This is a genomic window from Paraburkholderia sp. J67 (genome assembly GCF_905220265.1).
Lineage (GTDB): Bacteria > Pseudomonadota > Gammaproteobacteria > Burkholderiales > Burkholderiaceae > Paraburkholderia.
Genome location: NZ_CAJMZK010000001.1, coordinates 832,793 through 847,929, shown reverse-complemented (window position 1 = coordinate 847,929; position 15,137 = coordinate 832,793). Strand labels below are relative to the sequence as shown.

General features: G+C 66.0%; 14 protein-coding genes. 10 read left to right on the top strand and 4 right to left on the bottom strand.

Annotation, left to right across the window (positions count from 1 at the left end; translation table 11 throughout):
* Window positions 1–12: 12 nt before the first annotated feature.
* Together prpC and prpB are read right to left on the bottom strand one after the other, a co-directional pair.
* Window positions 13–1,179 carry a 2-methylcitrate synthase gene (gene prpC, locus U5782_RS03550; protein ID WP_322042415.1) on the bottom strand — a complete coding sequence of 389 codons (1,167 nt, stop codon included), beginning with the start codon at window positions 1,177–1,179 and terminating at the stop codon, window positions 13–15.
* Window positions 1,180–1,249: 70 nt separating this feature from the next.
* Window positions 1,250–2,140 carry a methylisocitrate lyase gene (gene prpB, locus U5782_RS03545; RefSeq protein WP_322042414.1) on the bottom strand — a complete coding sequence of 297 codons (891 nt, stop codon included), beginning with the start codon at window positions 2,138–2,140 and terminating at the stop codon, window positions 1,250–1,252.
* 208 nt (window positions 2,141–2,348) lie between these two features.
* Between prpB and prpR the strand changes: the two genes are divergently transcribed.
* Entirely contained in the window at window positions 2,349–4,346 is a 1,998-nt protein-coding gene (gene prpR / locus U5782_RS03540) for a propionate catabolism operon regulatory protein PrpR (protein WP_322042413.1), read from the top strand.
* Between the two features lie 31 nt (window positions 4,347–4,377).
* On the opposite strand, the gene U5782_RS03535 is transcribed toward prpR, so the two are convergent.
* Window positions 4,378–4,770 carry a hypothetical protein gene (locus tag U5782_RS03535; RefSeq protein ID WP_322042412.1) on the bottom strand — a complete coding sequence of 131 codons (393 nt, stop codon included), beginning with the start codon at window positions 4,768–4,770 and terminating at the stop codon, window positions 4,378–4,380.
* Window positions 4,771–5,074: 304 nt separating this feature from the next.
* Between U5782_RS03535 and U5782_RS03530 the strand changes: the two genes are divergently transcribed.
* The 5 genes from U5782_RS03530 to U5782_RS03510 all read left to right on the top strand — a co-directional run bounded on the left by U5782_RS03530 (window position 5,075) and on the right by U5782_RS03510 (window position 10,336).
* Complete coding sequence (locus U5782_RS03530) at window positions 5,075–5,530, top strand: (2Fe-2S)-binding protein (protein WP_322042411.1); 456 nt, start codon at window positions 5,075–5,077, stop codon at window positions 5,528–5,530.
* A 1-nt stretch (window position 5,531) separates the two neighbouring features.
* A complete protein-coding gene (locus U5782_RS03525; RefSeq protein WP_322042410.1) occupies window positions 5,532–7,775 on the top strand; it encodes a xanthine dehydrogenase family protein molybdopterin-binding subunit in 2,244 nt (747 codons plus the stop codon).
* 11 nt (window positions 7,776–7,786) lie between these two features.
* On the top strand, window positions 7,787–9,130 hold the full coding sequence (locus U5782_RS03520; protein WP_322042409.1) for a cytochrome c: 1,344 nt from the start codon (window positions 7,787–7,789) through the stop codon (window positions 9,128–9,130).
* The gene (locus U5782_RS03515; protein WP_322042408.1) at window positions 9,127–9,795 is read left to right on the top strand and encodes a DNA-3-methyladenine glycosylase; all 669 of its coding nucleotides are present in this window, start codon (window positions 9,127–9,129) and stop codon (window positions 9,793–9,795) included. The genes U5782_RS03520 and U5782_RS03515 overlap by 4 nt, the downstream gene beginning before the upstream one ends.
* A gap of 196 nt (window positions 9,796–9,991) precedes the next feature.
* A complete protein-coding gene (locus U5782_RS03510; protein WP_322042407.1) occupies window positions 9,992–10,336 on the top strand; it encodes a DUF4148 domain-containing protein in 345 nt (114 codons plus the stop codon).
* Window positions 10,337–10,580: 244 nt separating this feature from the next.
* Here the strand turns inward: U5782_RS03510 and U5782_RS03505 are convergent, their stop codons facing one another.
* Window positions 10,581–11,024 carry a CBS domain-containing protein gene (locus U5782_RS03505; RefSeq protein WP_322042406.1) on the bottom strand — a complete coding sequence of 148 codons (444 nt, stop codon included), beginning with the start codon at window positions 11,022–11,024 and terminating at the stop codon, window positions 10,581–10,583.
* Between the two features lie 324 nt (window positions 11,025–11,348).
* Here U5782_RS03505 and ribA point away from each other — a divergent pair, with 324 nt between their 5' ends.
* The 4 genes from ribA to U5782_RS03485 all read left to right on the top strand — a co-directional run bounded on the left by ribA (window position 11,349) and on the right by U5782_RS03485 (window position 15,115).
* Window positions 11,349–11,996, top strand: a complete 648-nt coding sequence (ribA, locus tag U5782_RS03500) for a GTP cyclohydrolase II (RefSeq protein WP_322042405.1) — start codon at window positions 11,349–11,351, stop codon at window positions 11,994–11,996.
* A gap of 131 nt (window positions 11,997–12,127) precedes the next feature.
* Window positions 12,128–12,964, top strand: a complete 837-nt coding sequence (locus tag U5782_RS03495; protein WP_322042404.1) for an SH3 domain-containing protein — start codon at window positions 12,128–12,130, stop codon at window positions 12,962–12,964.
* 755 nt (window positions 12,965–13,719) lie between these two features.
* Window positions 13,720–14,145: a hypothetical protein gene (locus tag U5782_RS03490; protein WP_322042403.1), complete on the top strand. Its 426-nt coding sequence runs from the start codon at window positions 13,720–13,722 to the stop codon at window positions 14,143–14,145.
* Window positions 14,146–14,416: 271 nt separating this feature from the next.
* Window positions 14,417–15,115: a response regulator transcription factor gene (locus U5782_RS03485; protein WP_322042402.1), complete on the top strand. Its 699-nt coding sequence runs from the start codon at window positions 14,417–14,419 to the stop codon at window positions 15,113–15,115.
* Window positions 15,116–15,137: the final 22 nt, after the last annotated feature.

The following is a 15,137-nucleotide window of genomic DNA, read 5'->3' as shown; positions in this document are numbered from 1 at the left end:
AACGTGTCTCGATCAGCGCTTGCCGATCGGCACGAACTTCAGATTCTCCGGACCCGTGTAGTTGGCGCTCGGGCGGATGATCTTGTTGTCGATGCGCTGTTCGATGATGTGCGCGCTCCATCCCGCCGTGCGCGCGATCACGAAGAGCGGCGTGAACATCGCGGTCGGCACGCCCATCATGTGATACGAAACGGCGCTGAACCAGTCGAGGTTCGGGAACATCTTCTTGACTTCCCACATCGTCGATTCGAGGCGCTCGGCGATGTCGAACAGCTTCAGGTTCGATTGTTCCTTCGAGAGCTTCTTCGCGACTTCCTTGATGACCTTGTTGCGCGGGTCCGAGATCGTGTAGACCGGATGGCCGAAGCCGATCACGACTTCCTTCGCTTCCACGCGGCGGCGGATGTCCGCTTCTGCCAGGTCGGGCGTCTCGTAGCGCGACTGGATTTCAAACGCCACTTCGTTCGCGCCGCCGTGCTTCGGACCGCGCAGTGCGCCGATCGCGCCCGTGATGGCCGAGTAGATGTCCGCGCCCGTGCCCGCGATCACGCGGCCCGTGAAGGTCGAGGCGTTGAACTCGTGCTCGGCGTAGAGGTTCAGCGAGACGTGCATCGCATCGACCCACGACTTCGACGGCTCGCGGCCATGCAGCAGATGCAGGAAGTGGCCGCCGATCGAATCGTCGTCGGTTTCCACTTCGATACGCTTGCCGTTGTGCGAATAGTGATACCAGTACAGCAGCATCGAGCCGAGCGAAGCCATCAGGCGGTCGGCGATGTCGCGCGCGCCGGGCAGGTTGTGATCGTCTTTTTCGGGCAGCACGGTGCCGAGCACGGAGACGCCCGTGCGCATCACGTCCATCGGGTGCGCCGAAGCCGGCACCCATTCGAGCGCTGCCTTCACGTTCGCGGGCAGGCCACGCAGCGCCTTGAGCTTCGTCTTGTAGGCGGCCAGTTCAGCCGTGTTCGGCAGCTTGCCGTGCACGAGCAGATAAGCGACTTCCTCGAATTCGCAGGCCGTCGCCAGATCGAGAATGTCGTAGCCGCGATAGTGCAGGTCGTTGCCGGTGCGGCCCACGGTGCACAGCGCCGTGTTGCCCGCCGCCACGCCCGACAGGGCGACCGACTTCTTCGGCTTGAAACCGCCTGCGCTTTGCGTGGTGTTATCCGTTTCGCTCATGATGGTGTCTTCCTCTCTGTCTCAATCCAATAGGGTATGGGGGACGCGTGTTGCGATGCGACGTGCGGCCTTACTTCTTCGAGGCGAACAGCGCGTCGAGCTTGTCTTCGTACGCGTGATAGCCGAGGTACTTGTAGAGGTCTTCGCGCGACTGCATGGTCGATACGGCAGCCTTCTGCGTGCCGTCGCGCTTGACGGTTTCGTAGAAGTTCAGCGCGGCGGCGTTCATCGCGCGATAGGCGCCGCAGCAGTAGAGCGCGATATCCACATTGGCGCTCTTCAGTTCCTCGGTCGTGAAGAACGGCGTCGAGCCGAATTCGGTCAGGTTCGCGAGGATCGGCACGTTCACGGCGGCACGGAAGCGGCGATAGTCGTCGAGCGTCTTCATGGCTTCGGGGAAGATCATGTCCGCGCCGGCTTCCACGTAGGCGATGGCGCGCTCGATGGCGGCGTCGATGCCTTCCACGGCGGCCGCGTCGGTGCGGGCCATGATGACGAAGCCGTCATCCGTGCGTGCGTCCACGGCGGCCTTCACGCGGTCCACCATTTCATCGGTCGGCACGACTTCCTTGTTCGGGCGGTGGCCGCAACGCTTCTGGCCCACCTGGTCTTCCATGTGCACGGCTGCGACGCCGGCCTTGATGAAGGACTTGACCGTGCGCGCGATGTTGAAGGCGCCGCCCCAGCCGGTGTCGATGTCGACCATCAGCGGGATCTCGACGGCGTCGGTGATGCGGCGCGCGTCGATCAGCACGTCGTCCATCGTGCTGATGCCCAGATCGGGCACGCCCAGCGAGTTGGCGGCCACGCCGCCACCCGAGAGATACACAGCCTTGAAGCCGGTCTGTTCGGCCAGCTTGGCGGCATAGGCGGTGATCGCGCCCACGACCTGCAGCGGTTGTTCGGCAGCCACGGCCGCGCGGAATTTCGCGCCGGCGCTTGCGGGGGATTTGCTGTTCATGCGTCATGTCTCCGAAGGAATCGGCGCTGATACTGCAGATACCGTGCCAGCGCGAAGGGGGCGGGCGAAGCGTCGGCTAAGGCGTTGATTTTGCGCCTGAACGCCGTCGATGGGGTTCTCGCCCCGATTTCTTTTGTGAAATGCAGATTTCAAATTTGAAATCGAAGCGCGATAATGAAATCGCCATGAAATTTGCTCCGAGCCTGTCATGAACCGCTTTCCCTCCGCTTCCGAACCGTTCCGCCCGCGCGTCTGGGCGATGGGGATCAGCCGTCTGCGCGATCTGTTCCGCGATATCGCGGGCGAATATGACGAACTCGCCGATCTGCGCGTGGTGCCGCGCGGCTTCGAGGAAGCGGTGGCCGAAATCGCGGCGGCAGGGCTGAACCAGCGCCCCGACGTGGTCGTCGCGGCGGGCTCGAACGGCACCTACCTGAAGGCGCGCATCGACCTGCCCGTGGTGCTCGTGCAGCCCACCGGCTTCGACGTGATGCAGGCGCTCGCGCGGGCGCGCCGCGAGGCCGATCTGGTCGCGCTCGTGACCTATGGCGAAACGCCGATGGAAGTGCGCCGCTTCGCGAGCGCCTATGGGCTCGACGTGGTGTTCGCCTCCTATCGCACCGTGCAGGATGCGGAAGCCTGCGTGCTCGATCTGCGCGATCGTGGTGTGGGCGCGGTGGTGGGGCCGGGCCATGTGAACGATCTGGCGGCGCGCTTCGGGCTCGTGCCGTTCTTCGTCTATTCGCGCTCCTCGGTGCGCGCGGCCTTCGATAACGCGCTCGAAGTCGTGCAGGCCACCTGGCGCGAGACGCAGCGGCGGCAGCGTCTGGACAGCGTGTTACAGCATCTGCGCGATGGCGTGGTGGCGCTCGACGCGCGCGGGCGTGTGGAAGCGATCAACCAGCGTCTTGCGAGTGTGCTCGGCATCGATCCGGTTGCGGCGGCGGGCCAGCCGCTCGCGTCGCTTGCGCCCGACATCGCCTTCACGCTGCCCGATGCCGACGGCGAATCGCTCGAAACCCTGCGCGGCGTGAGCTATGTCGTGCATCGCGGCCCGCTCGTGGACAACGGCGTGACGACGGGCGCGGTGCTCACGTTCCAGGAGTCGCGCGCGGTGGAGCGCCTCGACCGCACCTTGCGCTCGCGCCAGCGTACGCAGCAGTTCGTGGCGCGCTACCGGATCGGCGATCTGAGCGGCGCGACGCCGGGCATTGCGCGGGTGCGCCAGCTTGCGCAGCGCTATGCGAAATCCGATGCCACCGTGCTGATACGCGGCGAAAGCGGCACGGGCAAGGAGATGGTTGCGCAGGGCATTCACCGCGAAAGTCCGCGGCGCGATTTTCCGTTCGTTGCGATCAATTGCGGCGCGTTTCCCGAGGCGCTGCTGGAGAGCGAACTGTTCGGCTACGAGGAGGGGGCGTTTACGGGTGCGCGGCGTGGCGGCAAGGTCGGGCTGATCGAAGCGGCGCATCGCGGCACGCTCTTTCTCGACGAAATCGGCGAGATGCCCTTGCCGTTGCAAAGCCGTTTGCTGCGCGTGCTACAGGAGCGTGAAGTGGTGCGCCTGGGCGCGACGGAACCCACGCGCGTCGATGTGCGCGTGGTGGCTGCGACGCACCGCGCGCTGACCGAGCAGATCGACAGCGGCGAATTCCGCGCCGACCTGTTCTATCGGCTCAACATTCTGAATCTGGCGATTCCGCCGCTGCGCGAACGCGGCGAGGACATCGTGCCGCTCGCGGCCGAACTGCTGCTGCAATCGGCGCGCCGGGAGACGCGCGTGGCGCTGCGCATTCGCACCCAGGAGGACGCGATGCGCGCGCTCGCGCCGATCGGCGGCGCGCTCGAACGCCACACGTGGCCGGGCAACGTGCGCGAATTGCAGAACGTGGTGGAGCGGGGGATCGTCGAGCTTGCGGATTCGGACGTCGATGTGCTCACGCCCGAGGTGTTGCGCGCGATTGCGCCGGAGGTGTTCGAGACGCCGCGTGGTCAGCGTCCGACTCTAGCCGCAACGGATGCGGTGGAGGAACCGTTGACGCTGCGCGAGCGCAGCCTGAACGTGCAAGCCGATGAAATCCGCGCGGCGCTCGACGCCTGCGGCGGCGATCGCGACCGCGTGTGCGCCATGCTCGGCATCAGCAAGACGACGTTGTGGCGGCGTTTGCGCGCCGCGAAGAAAGCCGCGCGGGACATCACGTCATAGCGCAACGTCACGCGCGGCCTTCGAGACGCTTTCAGTTCTTGATGCCGTTGAGCAGCTGCGCCACCACGCCATGCAGTTGCAGCACATGGGCGCTCTTTTGCAGGAGCGCCTGGTAGTTCTCGAAGAATTCCTTCGACTCCTCTCCTGTGAACAACTTCGCCACGCCCTCGGCCGCGCCGATGCGGTCTTCGGGTTCGGCGTCCTTCGCGTCCAGCGTTTCATCCACGTTGGCGATCACCGTCGAGAGCGGCATCAGCCAGCGGAACCCCGTGCCGTTGATGAGCACCTGCAAAAACGCCGCGGGCGTGGTCGGCCCGAACTCGCGCTCGTATTCGGCGCGCTCGTGATCGAGCATCGCCTTGTGCAGGTTGAGCAGCGGCTTGCGGACTTCGGAGAGGAATTGAATCGCGCGGGCTTCGTCCATCGTGGCGGCTCCTTTTAGGTCCTTGCGTGCATGCGATATCGCGCGGCGTGAGGGCGCGCGTCCATCGAACGATGGTAGCGCAATGGCGCGGCCCATGTCGTTAAGGCCGGGCGCGGCGCGCTTGACAGCACGCGAATAAAGTCGGCGCTACACTCGGCCAGTCCTCGCAAGGCCGCATTGGCGCGCCATTCGCGCAAACGCCCCACGATTTGCGCGCGATGCCGGAACAACGCGCATGCATGGCCTTCGATTGATCGAACAGAACTGACAATCTTCGACCATCCCCACACCGGAGAGCCGCCTCATGACGACGTTAACCATCAATGGCGAGACCCACACGATCGACGCGCCCCCCGACATGCCGCTGCTCTGGGTGCTGCGCGACATCATCGGCCTGACCGGTACGAAGTTCGGCTGCGGCATTGCGCAATGCGGCGCCTGCACCGTGCATCTGGACGGCGAGGCCACGCGTTCGTGCGTGCTGCCGGTCGCGGCGCTCGAAAGCCGCAAGATCACGACGATCGAAGCCATCGGTGCGACGCCTGCCGGGCAGAAAGTGCAGAAGGCGTGGCGCGCAATCGACGTGGTGCAGTGCGGCTACTGCCAGTCGGGGCAGGTGATGGCGGCGGCGGCGCTGATCGCCTCGAACCCGAACCCCAGCGACGCCGATATCGATGCCGCCATGACCGGCAATATCTGCCGCTGCGGCACCTATAGCCGCATCCGCGCGGCGATCAAGCAAGCTGCGAAGGAGGCCTGAGATGTCACAAGGTCTTCTCGATGCGCAGAGCGGTGCTGCGCGGGTTGCCTCTGCCGGCTCATTTTCGCGGCGCACTTTCCTCAAACTCGGCGCGGCGGCGGGTGGCGGCCTGTTGCTCGGCTTCAGTTTTGGCGCGGGCGCGCAGGGCGACAGCGCGGCGCGCCGCTCGGTCGTGGGCGGCGACGGCAACGAAACGCCGCAAGATGGCGTGTTCGAGCCGAACGCCTTCGTGCAGATCGACCGCAGCGGCAAGGTCACGCTGATCATCCCCAAGGTGGAGATGGGACAAGGCGTGTACACGTCGATCCCAATGCTGATCGCCGAAGAACTCGAAGTGCCGCTCGACGCCGTGACGATCGATCACGCGCCGCCCGACGCGAAGCTGTTCACCGACCCGCTGCTCGGCGGCCAGCTCACGGGCGGTTCGACCTCGATCCGCTATGCGTGGGAGCCGATGCGCCGTGCGGGCGCGACGGCGCGCGTGGCGCTGATCGCGGCGGCCGCGCAGCAATGGCAGGTCGATCCCGCTACGTGCCATGCGAAGAACGGCGCGGTGCTGCACGACGCGAGCGGACGCAGCGCGTCCTATGGTCAGCTTGTCGATGCGGCGGCGAAACTGCCCGCGCCGCAGAACGTGGCGCTCAAGAATCCGAAGGATTTCACCCTCATCGGTAAGCCCACGAAGCGGCTCGATTCGCCGGAGAAGGTCGATGGCTCGGCGCAGTTCGGTCTCGATGTGCGGCTGCCCAACATGGTCTACGCGGCCATCGTCAATTGCCCGGTGTTCGGCGGCACGCTTGCGCGCGTGGACGACACGCACGCGAAGCAGATCCCCGGCGTCACGCAGATCGTCAAGATCGACAACGCGGTGGCCGTGATCGGTGCGCACACCTGGGCCGCGAAGCGCGGCGCGGCGGCGCTCGTGATCGAGTGGAACGAGGGCGCGGCGGCGAACCTGTCGATGCGGCAGATTGTTGGCGATCTCGCGAATGCCGCGCAGCAGCAGCCCGGCGCGGTCGCGCGCAAGGACGGCGACGTGCAGCAGGCCTTCAGCGGCGCCAAAACGCGCGTCGATGCGGTCTATCAGCAGCCGTTCCTCGCCCACGCGACGATGGAGCCGATCAACTGCACCGTGCACGTGCGCGCCGACGCCTGCGAGATCTGGGTCGGCACCCAGGTGCCCACGCGCGCCGTCGATGCGGGCGTGGCCGTCACGGGCCTCAAGCCCGAACAGATCGTGCTGCACAACCATCTGCTCGGCGGCGGTTTCGGACGCCGGCTCGAAGTCGATGCGATTACCCAGGCGCTCAAGGTCGGCAAGCAGGTGAGCACGCCCGTGAAGGTGTTCTGGACGCGCGAGGAGGACATCCAGCACGACATGTACCGGCCGTTCTACTACGACCGCATCTCGGCCGGGCTCGACGCCAACGGCAAGCCGGTGGCGTGGCAGCACCGTATCGTCGGCTCGTCGATCATCGCGCGCTTCGCGCCGCCGGCCTTCAAGAACGGCATCGACCCGGACGCCGTCGAAGTGTCCGCCGATCTGCCCTACGACCTGCCGAACCAGTTGATCGAATACGTGCGTCAGGAGCCGCATACGGTGCCTACCGCCTTCTGGCGCGGCGTCGGGCCCACGCGCGGCACTTTCGTGGTGGAGAGCTTTATCGACGAATGCGCTGCGGCTGCGAAGACCGATCCGGTGCAATACCGGCGCAATCTGCTCGGCAAGTCGCCGCGCGCGCTGGGCGTGCTCGACGTCGCCACGCGCGCCGCCAACTGGGGGCCGCCAATGCCGAAGGGGCAAGGGCGGGGTGTCTCGGTCATGAATGCGTTCGGCAGCTTCTTCGCGATGGTCGCGGATGTGACCGTGACCGATGGCGAAGTGCGCGTGAACCGCGTGGTGGCGGCCGTCGATTGCGGCATGGTGGTGAACCCGACGACGATCGAGGCGCAGGTGCAGGGCGGCATCGTGTTCGGCATTTCGGCGGCGCTTTATAGCGAAATCACGATCGAGCGCGGGCGCGTGACGCAGCGCAATTTCACCGACTACCGCATCTTGCGCATCGACGAAGCGCCCGTGATCGAAGTGCACATCGTGCCCAGCGCCGAGGCCCCCGGCGGGATCGGCGAGCCGGGTACGGCGGCGCTCGCGCCTGCGGTGACCAACGCGATCTACGCGGCCACGGGCCAGCGTCTGCGGCATCTGCCCGTGGGCCGCCAGCTCATGAACCCGCAAACCGCCTGAGGAGGACGACGATGAAGCCATTCAACGCATCCTCCATCGCGCGGGGATTTGCTGCTTACTCGCTGGCTGCGACGCTCGCGGCGCTGGCATCCGCCTCGGCCTTTGCCGCCGATGCGAACGCCAGCGCCGATGCCGCCACCATCCAGCGCGGCGCTTACCTCGCCCAGGCCGGCGACTGCGCGGCGTGCCACACGGCGCCGGGCGGCAAGCCGTTCGCGGGCGGCTTGCCAATGACCACGCCGCTCGGCCACATCTATACGACCAACATCACGCCCGATCCGGACACGGGCATCGGCGGTTATACGCAGGACGATTTCGCGCGCGCGCTGCGCGAGGGCGTGGCGAAGGACGGTCACAACCTGTATCCGGCGATGCCTTATCCGTCCTACGCCAAGGTCCGCGACGACGACGTGGCCGCGCTCTACGCCTACTTCATGCACGGCGTGCAGCCGGTCAAGGCGGCCAATCGCGAGAGCGACATCAAATGGCCGATGAACATGCGCTGGCCGCTCAAGCTCTGGAACATCGTGTTCCTCAAGAAGGGCGTGTATCAGGACAAGCCGGACAAGGACGCCGCCTGGAATCGCGGCGCTTATCTCGTGCAGGGGCTCGGCCATTGCGGCTCGTGCCATACGCCGCGCGGCATCGGCTTCAACGAACAGGCGCTCGACGAAAGCGGCAGCGAGTTTCTCTCGGGCGCGGTGCTCGACGGCTGGTTCGCCTCGAACCTCACGGGCGAGCACAACACCGGGCTCGGGCGCTGGAGCCAGGCCGATCTCGCGCAGTTCCTGAAGACAGGCGCGAACCAGCATGCGTCGGCGTTCGGGGCGATGACGAGCGTGATCAACAACAGCACCCAGGCGATGAACGACGCCGACGTCAGTGCGATCGCGGGCTATCTCAAGTCGCTGCCGGCGGCGGGCGGCAACGGCGGCCCGGCCTATGCCTACGATCCGCAGGCGACGAAGGTGTCGCTCTCGCGGCCGGCGAACGATGCGGGCGCACGCGTCTACACGGCGTTCTGCATGCACTGTCACGGCGTGGACGGGCGCGGCTTCGCGCCGATGTTCGCGCCGCTCGCAGGCAATCCGAACGTACTGGAGAAGTCGCCCGAGTCGCTCATCAACGTGACGCTCAATGGCACCGGCGACCTCGTGATCCAGGGCATTCCGGCGCCGTATCCGATGCCGCCGTATCGCGACCAGCTCAACGACCAGCAGATCGCCGATGTGCTCAGCTTTATCCGCGCGGGGTGGAACAATCGCGGCGGGGCGATCGGCGCGGGCGATGTCGCGAAGCTGCGCAAGGCGACGCAGCCCGAGGCGCAGGCTGCGCAAACGGCGGGAGCGCAGTGAAGCGCGCGGCGGCCGATGGCGTGTCGATTGCGCTGGCCGCCGCGCCTTCGGCTTTGTCGATCGTGCCCTTGCGGCGCGACGAGCTGCCCGTGGAGACCGCCGCGCTCGCGCGCTACATGGTCGGCAAGTGTCTGGTTCACGATCTGCCCGAGGGGCGGCTGGCGGGACGTATCGTCGAAGTCGAGGGCTATCCGCCCGGCGATTCCACCGGGCATGCGTTCATCGGGCGGCGCGCGTGGAATGCCTCGCTGTTTCGCGCGCGCGGCTACGCCTATGTGCGGTTGACCTACGGCACCGCGTACATGCTCAACATGTCGAGCGAAGCCGAGGACGTGGGCGCGGGCGTGCTCTTTCGCGCCGTGGAGCCGCTCGAAGGGCTCGCGGCGATGGAGGCACGTCGGCCGGGTGTGCCGCGGCGCGATCTCACACGCGGGCCGGGACGGCTCACGCAGGCTTTCGGAATCGGCGCGAGTTTCGACGGCGTCGATCTTTGCGGCGGACAGGGGTTATGGATCGGGCGTCTCGACGGTACTACCCCATCGGCGCAGGCAGTAGGCGTGACGACGCGCATCGGCCTGTCGCGCGAACAGGACCGCCCGCTGCGCTTCTACGAGATCGGCAGTCCGTTTGTGAGCGGGCCGCGCAAGCTGCTGTCAGGCGCCTGAAAAGCGGGCCGCAACGTGCGCCGATCCTGATTCTTGCGTTCGCCGCATTGTTGCGATGTACGGAACTGTATTTTGGAGAAATCGGTATTTGCCCTGGTCGCTTCGTTTCATAGACTGATTGCACTGGCCCGACGCATGGCGCTCAACGAGGCGCTGCCGCCGAGGCCCGGCACAACAAGCGATGGAGGTAAATATCATGAAGACCCGTACCCTGATTCAGGCCGCGTTTATCGCGGCGCTCGTGGCCGCTCCGGCACTGTCGTATGCCCAGGCTGACCAGAATGCCCCCAAGACCCGCGCCGAAGTGCGCGCCGAGCTGATCCAGCTCGAGCAGGCGGGCTACAACCCGGCCACGGCGAACGACTCCACCTATCCGAGTGAAATCCAGGCGGCCGAAGCGCGTGTTTCGCAGGAACAAGGCGTCGCGCAGACGCAACCGACCGCCGACACCGGCTACGGCGGCGCCGCGATGGGCTCGTCGCAGTCGGGTGCGCAGCCGGCGCAGATCGCGCCGTCGCAGCGCGTGTATTTCGGCAACTAAGTCTGGCAACCGGAATGGCGCGTTCGCGCCATTTCGCCGTTCGGGCGCGACCCCTCACGCGGCCTGCTTCCAGCAGGTCGCGTATCGCCTCGACTCCCACGCTCACGCCACACATTCTTTCCCACGAATTTTCATGCGTGGAACCTCCGCCGCCGTAAGGTGGCTTCGCCCAACCCGCTTCCGGATTGGGCTTTTTTCGCTGCATCGTGTGTGCTGGAGCGTGGAAACGGGCGTCGCTGCGCGCTCAGGTGCCGGGGCCGCCGGTGATGTAATGCTCGAGCTGCGAAATGGTGAACTGCTGCTCGGCGATGATCTCTTTCACAAGGTCGCCGATCGACACCATGCCGATGAGCTTGCCGTTCTCCATGACCGGCAGGTGACGCATGCGCCGCTCGGTCATGAGTGCCATACAGTCGTAGGTGGTCTGATCGAGCTGCACGAAGCGCACGTGCGGGGTCATGATGTCGCGCACGGCGGTCGTCTTCGACGAACGGTCCATCAGCACGATCTTGCGCGCGTAATCGCGCTCGGTCACGATGCCGACGATCGCATCGCCGTCGATGACGACCAGCGCGCCGATATGCTTTTCGGCCATCAGGCGGATAGCGTCATAGACGGAATCGTTGGCGCCGATCGTGTGGACCACTTGTTCCGATTTGGATTTGAGTACCTGTGCAACGCTCGTCATAGGGCGACTCCAGTTCGTCCTTCTTGTTGTTTGCTTACTGCGAGAGGTGGCCTGCGCGGCGCGGCGAGGGCAGTGTGCGCGCCGTTGTTGCCCGGGAAGAAAGCCATTCCAGTATAGGCGGATGACCGCTCGCGCGGCGTCGGGGTATGCGCGGGGTTGGCCGCCGCGCGACGGTATGCGGGGCGCGTGCGAGCCCCAGGCGGCGTAGGGATGATTCCGGGGCGACTGAGGCGGGCGGGGCGGGCCTGGCGAAATGGCGGTACACTCCGGTTCCGAACTTCAATCCGGCCTTGGCCGGTTTCTGCCAGTCATTTGTTCCAGATCATGCCTACGCTTCAAGAGCCGTCCTGCGCTGACGGCGACAACGCCAACGAATGCGTCGTGCTTGACGCGAGCGCCACGCTGCCGACCCGTTACGGCACCTTCGAGTCCTACGTCTATCGGGTGAAGGACGGCGGCGCCGAACACTGCGCGCTCGTCATGGGCGACGTGGGGAGCGGCGAGCCCGTGCTGGCGCGCCTGCACTCCGAATGTCTGACCGGCGATGTCTTCGGTTCCTACCGCTGCGACTGCGGCGAACAGCTCGATCTCGCACTGCGCTATATCGCGGCCGAAGGCCGTGGCGTGCTGCTGTATCTGCGTGGCCACGAAGGCCGCGGCATCGGCCTGTCGAACAAGATTCGCGCGTATCAGCTCCAGCAGCAGGGTCGCGACACCGTCGAGGCGAACCTCGACCTCGGCCTGCCCGACGACGCGCGCGAATACGACTCGGCCGCGGCGATCCTGCGTTTGCTCAAGGTCACGTCGGTGCGCCTGATGAGCAACAATCCGAAGAAATTCGACACGCTCTCGAAGCACGGCATTCCGGTGATCGAGCGGGTCGCGCTGGCGATCCCGATGCGCGAGGAAAACGAGCGCTATATCCGCACGAAGCAGGTCAAGTTCGGGCACTACTTTGAAGAAAACGAATAAGGCGCAACAGCGCGTTGTTCGTGCGCCGTTCCGGTCCTTAGCCGTGCGGCGCAAGCTTGCCCTTGTTGTTACGCACCCGCGGAACAGAATATGCTCACCCTTTTGGACACATGCACAAAAAAGGGGAGAGCATGACTCACCATTCCACACCGCCGCCGCGCCGCTTCACCTTGCCGCTGGCGGCCATCTGTCTTGCAGCCGGACTGTCGCTCGCGGCCACCGGCGCCCGCGCGCAATCCGAGGCCTACACCAGCGAGCCCGTCGATCTCTTCGCGGGGCCGTCTGACGAATACCCTGTCGTGACCGAGCTCGGGCCGAACGTGCCCGTGACCGTGATGGGTTGCGTCAGCGACTACTCGTGGTGCGACGTCGCCATGCCCGGCATGCGCGGCTGGGTCTACGCCGGCTATCTGACTTATCCCTACCAGGGCGGCTATGTTCCGCTGGAAGGTTATGGTGCGGCGATCGGACTGCCGATCGTCACCTTCTCCATCGGCGCTTATTGGGGCAGCTTCTATCGCGACCGCTCCTGGTACGGCCAGCGCGAGCACTGGGACCACGTTCCGCCGCCGGGCTACGGCGGCCGTCCGCCCGGCCCGCCGCCCGCCGTTCGCGGCGGCCCTCCGGGTGGTCCGGGCCGCCCGCCCATGCCGCAAGGCGCAGGAGGACGTCCCCCTGGTCAGCCCATGAACGGCGGCGAACGTGTCGAAGCACCGCGCCCGCCTGCTGGCGGGGGCAATCAGCCCCGGCCGATGCCGCAGCCCGGCTACGAGGGTCGCCCAGGCGGAGCGGGGCCGGCACCCGCGCAGCCAGGCAACCACGCGCCGCCGCCGATGCAGGGCGGCGCCCGTCCGGCAGGGCCGGGAGGTCAGCCGATGGAACATGGTCGTGAGGGGCAGCCGCAGGGCGGTCGTCCTTCCGGTCAGGGGGGCGGCGGAAACCACGACGACCGGCATCAGCCGAATTAATCGCCTCGCAGGTTCAGTCTCTTGAAACGGGCGTTCCGACACGACGGAGCGCCCGTTTTTATCTTGCTTGAGATAAATATGGCGGCTATCTGGAGCTCGGCCCTTTCATCGGGTTGAACGCCAGTTCCTCCATCATCCTGCAAGCGAGCGCCAATTAATCAGGATTCCGATTGATTGTTTGCCGCCGGCATCTCGTTGTCTCAATCGTTAAATCTTTCCCGAATTGCGTGCCTGACGGATTTAACAATCCCTGACAGTAGATTCTCACGCAAGCGGCGACAATAAGTCATCGCGGCGTCAGAAGTATCTGAGTCGCGGCATTCAGCGTGCGTCTGTCGCACGCTGGACAACGTATATCGGCTACGGGGGCTGGCGCAGTCGGGACACGGCGGTGCGTCGGTGGCGAGGCAGCCAGAGCGGGTTAGAACCCGCCGTACAACGCTGGTCAACAGCGCCTGGCAGTAGGAGTGGCGATGGCGTCGGGGACGCCAGGTTTCAGATCGGTTGCAGTCCGCAGGCGGGCGTCGGGCGGTGATGCCTGCCTGCATGCGACGCGCCGTGATGGCGGCGCGCGGCGCCGGTGGCCCGAATCCGGGGGGAGGGGAGCCGGAGACCACGCAACGCGCAACCCGCGGCTATCGCCACTCGTTTTTCATCCACAAGTCCGTGCACGTACGCTCGCGCACCTGCCTTCGACTTCGAAGCGGCTGGCGTTGCAACGATGCGCCGGTCTTGTCAGCAACACGAGGGGTCTCATGTTTTTCCGTTTCGGCAGCATCCGGTTTCCGCCCGTTTCGCGCGTGAATGGCGCGGGCCGCAGCCGCGATCTCGATCGCATCGAACTGGATCTCTCCCGCGACCGCCACGCGCGCGCGGCGATGGAGGCCTACGCGGACTCCTGCGAGGCCGAATTGCCGTGGCTGAGCGAAACCTTGCGCCAGTCGCGCTTCGGGCGCTCGGAAAAGCTGACGCAGTGTTCGTCGACGGTTCTGCGCGCGTTCATGCTCGCGCAGGCGCGCGCCGCCGTGAAGCCCGACTACGCGCATGCGGCCTGGGAGCACGTGCGCGTGCAACTGGTCGCCGTGCTCGCGGGTCTGCCACAGGCGGGCGGGCAGGAGGCGCTGAACGGAACGACAAATACCGATGCTCCCGCCGATGGAGGCCAGTTACACCGCCGCTAGCAGGCCGGCGTTGCGCAACCGGGCCGGGCTGCAAGGCCAGTAAGGCCAGAACGGCTCGGCTGTAGGGCGATTTCGACTACCATGAGCGAAATCCGGTTCCCGATCTCGCCAGGCGACTAGCGCTCCCATTCATTTCAAGACGCAGCGAGAGTGGCGGCTTGGGCGCGCGGCAGGGGCTGCGCGGCAAGAGGTTGGGGATCGCGTCCGGGCGGCATGAAGCCGGGGCCGGCCAATCCCGAGAAGATGAATAACGAACTGGGTGCAGGGCACTATGAGAATCGCAGTACTCGATGACGATCCGGCGCAGACCGATTTCGTCTGCCAAACGTTAGTGGCCGCGGGCCATGTCTGTCACGCGTTCGCCAAGGGGGGCGAGCTCGTCAAGCAGCTCAGGCGACAGACGTTCGACCTGCTCGTGCTCGACTGGAACGTCCCCGACATGGCTGGCGACGAGGTCTTGCACTGGGTCCGCCAGAGCCTTTCCACACGCTTGCCGGTGCTCTTCATGACGAGCCGCAGCCGCGAGGTCGATATCGCGCTGATGCTCAACAGCGGCGCCGACGACTACGTCGTCAAGCCGGTCTCCGCGCCCGTGCTGCTCGCGCGCGTGGGCTCGCTGCTGCGCCGCGCGTATCAGCTGCATGCGCCGGCGCAGAAGGAAGTGTTCGGCGACTACGAATTCGACCTGAAGTCGCGTCAGGCGTCGGTCGGCGGCAAGGCGGTGGCGCTCACGCAGAAGGAGTTCGAGCTGGCGCTGCTGCTGTTCCAGCACCTGAGCCGCCCGCTTTCGCGCGCGCACATTCTCGACGTCATCTGGAAGCAATCCGACGACATTCCTTCGCGCACCATGGACACGCACGTGTCGATGCTGCGCTCGAAGCTCGGGCTGCGCCCGGAAAACGGCTATCGCCTCACGCCGATCTACGGCTACGGCTACCGTCTCGAACGGATCGAAGGGGACGCGGCGTGAGCGCCGCGCGTTCGGCGCGCCC

Coding starts and splice junctions, on each gene's coding strand:
- prpC (WP_322042415.1), bottom strand. CDS start 1,179: ATGAGCGAAACGGATAACACCACGCAAAGCGCAGGCGGTTTCAAGCCG.
- prpB (WP_322042414.1), bottom strand. CDS start 2,140: ATGAACAGCAAATCCCCCGCAAGCGCCGGCGCGAAATTCCGCGCGGCC.
- prpR (WP_322042413.1), top strand. CDS start 2,349: ATGAACCGCTTTCCCTCCGCTTCCGAACCGTTCCGCCCGCGCGTCTGG.
- U5782_RS03535 (WP_322042412.1), bottom strand. CDS start 4,770: ATGGACGAAGCCCGCGCGATTCAATTCCTCTCCGAAGTCCGCAAGCCG.
- U5782_RS03530 (WP_322042411.1), top strand. CDS start 5,075: ATGACGACGTTAACCATCAATGGCGAGACCCACACGATCGACGCGCCC.
- U5782_RS03525 (WP_322042410.1), top strand. CDS start 5,532: ATGTCACAAGGTCTTCTCGATGCGCAGAGCGGTGCTGCGCGGGTTGCC.
- U5782_RS03520 (WP_322042409.1), top strand. CDS start 7,787: ATGAAGCCATTCAACGCATCCTCCATCGCGCGGGGATTTGCTGCTTAC.
- U5782_RS03510 (WP_322042407.1), top strand. CDS start 9,992: ATGAAGACCCGTACCCTGATTCAGGCCGCGTTTATCGCGGCGCTCGTG.
- U5782_RS03505 (WP_322042406.1), bottom strand. CDS start 11,024: ATGACGAGCGTTGCACAGGTACTCAAATCCAAATCGGAACAAGTGGTC.
- ribA (WP_322042405.1), top strand. CDS start 11,349: ATGCCTACGCTTCAAGAGCCGTCCTGCGCTGACGGCGACAACGCCAAC.
- U5782_RS03495 (WP_322042404.1), top strand. CDS start 12,128: ATGACTCACCATTCCACACCGCCGCCGCGCCGCTTCACCTTGCCGCTG.
- U5782_RS03490 (WP_322042403.1), top strand. CDS start 13,720: ATGTTTTTCCGTTTCGGCAGCATCCGGTTTCCGCCCGTTTCGCGCGTG.
- U5782_RS03485 (WP_322042402.1), top strand. CDS start 14,417: ATGAGAATCGCAGTACTCGATGACGATCCGGCGCAGACCGATTTCGTC.